This is a genomic window from Pontibacterium sp. (assembly GCF_041587635.1).
GTDB lineage: Bacteria > Pseudomonadota > Gammaproteobacteria > Pseudomonadales > Balneatricaceae > Pontibacterium.
Genome location: NZ_JBFGYC010000556.1, coordinates 1 through 2621, shown reverse-complemented (window position 1 = coordinate 2621; position 2621 = coordinate 1). Strand labels below are relative to the sequence as shown.

The 2621-nt window shown below is 52.8% G+C and carries 2 protein-coding genes; one reads left to right on the top strand and one right to left on the bottom strand.

Going from position 1 to position 2621, the window contains the following annotated elements; translation table 11 throughout:
- Positions 1-1376 (top strand): putative bifunctional diguanylate cyclase/phosphodiesterase (locus ABYW01_RS18935; protein ID WP_372835862.1); only part of this gene is annotated, 1376 nt, incomplete at its 5' end.
- A gap of 83 nt (positions 1377-1459) precedes the next feature.
- Here the strand turns inward: ABYW01_RS18935 and fdhA are convergent.
- Positions 1460-2621 (bottom strand): formaldehyde dehydrogenase, glutathione-independent (gene fdhA, locus ABYW01_RS18930; protein ID WP_372835860.1); only part of this gene is annotated, 1162 nt, incomplete at its 5' end.

Genomic DNA, 2621 nt, shown 5'->3' with positions numbered 1-2621 from the left:
GTGAGGCCAAGCACTACGTTGCGATCCATCGTGATATTACCTCAGAGAAAGAAGCTCAGGTTCTGATCTCCTATCAGGCAACCCATGATTCGCTCACCGGATTGTTGAATCGATACGAATTTAACGCACAGATGGAACGCGAGCTGATCAATATTAAAGCGCGCGGTAATTTCGGTGCGTTTATTTCGCTGGATGTCGATGATTTTAAAAGTGTGAATGATACTCAGGGACATGGCGTGGGTGATCTGTTGTTACAGTCGATTGCCCGAAGGATCAAAGGCTGTGTTGGTGGCGGTGATATCCTGGCGCGTTTGGGTGGCGACGAGTTCGCCATTTTTACTGAGTTCACGGAAATTCATAGCGTCGAAAACAGGGTGTCAGACCTGTTGGATTGCTTTAGACCCGCGATAGAGATAGAAGGGTTGCGGTTACGTTGTGGGACGTCGATCGGTGTCAGTATTTTTCCTGATGATGGGGCTGATACAGGCGAGCTGTTTAAGTGTTCGGATCAGGCGATGTATCAGGCTAAGAACGCGGGGGGGTCTACCTATGCATTCTTTACCCCTGAACTACGTATCGCTGCAGAGCGTCATCAGGATATCCGTATGCGGTTGGCTGATGCGTTGGAGCAGGGGCGTCTCGAAGTTAAATACCAGCCAATTATTAACCTTGCATCGGGCACGATCAGACGTTGTGAAGCGTTGGTTCGCTGGACGGATCCTGAGCTGGGGGTTGTGCGGCCTGACGAGTTTATAGAAATTGCTGAGCATTCCGGACTGATTCAGCAGCTGGGTTACCAGGTGGTCAAACAGGCGCTGTCCGACATCTATCAGATCAACCTGGCATTGCGTGAGCCTATTGGGGTTGCGATCAACCGCTCGCCGCAGGAATTCATGGATCTGACCGAGACGGGGGATTATCTGGGTGAGCTGGCGTTGCAAGCGGGTGTATCTCCTGAACTGGTGACGATAGAGTTAACTGAAAGCCTGATGATGAAGGATCCCAAGCTGGCCGAGCGTCAGTTGAACCTGTTGAAAGAAGATGGGTTCAGGCTGTCGCTGGATGACTTCGGCACGGGATATTCCTCTCTGGCTTACCTGAAGCACTTCCCGTTTGATGTCCTTAAAGTGGACCGCTCTTTTGTATCCGATATCGCATCTGACAAAGATGATTATCTGTTGGTGAAAACCATTCTGGAGATGGGTAATAACCTGGGTATGCACTCGGTTGCAGAAGGTGTTGAGACGGCTGAACAGTTAGCGCTCGTCACTGAGCTGGGTTGTGAGTGTGTGCAGGGGTATTTCTTTTCGCCGCCGGTATCGCGTGATGAACTGCTGAACTACATCGGTACTCAGTTTCCAGAACTGATGGCGTGACGTTGTCGTAACCTTATTTAACAGAAAAGCCATTCAGCTTACGTCATAGGTAATCTGAATGGCTGTAATGAACGTGTAGGGTGTTATGCCGCTACACTGCTGTGTGGATCAATGACGTATTTCTTCGCAGCCCCGCCGTCAAAGTCAGCGTAGCCATCCGGCGCCTGATCCAGTGAGATCATCTGTACGTTCACGGCTTTCGCAATATCTACTTTGTCGAACAGGATGGCTTGCATCAGTGCACGGTGGTATTTCATTACTGGGCACTGGCCGGTGTGCAGAGAGTGAGATTTTGCCCAGCCGAGGCCAAAGCGCATGCTCAGTGCGCCTTGTTGTGCTGCTTCATCGACTGCACCTGGGTCTTCTGTAACGTATAGACCCGGAATGCCAATCTGACCACCCGCACGGGTAATCGACATCGCTGAGTTCAGTACGGTCGCCGGTGCTTCTACACCGTGGTTGCAGCCGCAGGCATGGGCTTCGAAACCAACACAATCGACGAACGCATCTACTTCGCGCTCACCCAGAATCTCTTCCAGCTTGTCTTCCATATCGCCGTCCTGGCGCAGGTCGATCGTTTCACAGCCGAAACTGCGAGCCTGATCCAGACGTTCCTCGATCATGTCTCCGACAATCACGCAGGCCGCACCCAGCAGCTGAGCCGAGACCGCTGCCGCCAGACCCACAGGGCCCGCGCCTGCGATATACACCGTTGAGCCCGGACCAACACCTGCAGTGACGCAGCCGTGGAAGCCGGTTGGGAAGATATCAGACAATAACGTCAGATCTTGAAGCTTTTCCATCGCCTGATCGGAGTCCGGGAACTTCAGCAGGTTGAAGTCTGCATAAGGTACCATGACGTACTCAGCCTGACCGCCGACCCAGCCTCCCATATCCACGTAACCGTATGCGGCACCTGGACGGGCAGGGTTAACGTTCAGGCAAATTCCGGTTTTACCCTCTTTGCAGTTACGGCAGCGGCCGCAGGCGATGTTGAATGGAACGGATACGATATCGCCGGGCTTCAGAAACTCTACATCGTTGCCACATTCGATGATCTGGCCTGTGATTTCATGGCCTAGAACGAGTCCGGAGGGTGCTGTGGTGCGACCGCGCACCATGTGCTGGTCAGAACCACAGATATTCGTTGTCAGGACACGGAGTATAACTCCGTGGTTGCATTTGCGTTTACCGAGCGACAGTTCCGGGAAGGCGATGGATTCAACTGCGACTTCACCCGGGCCT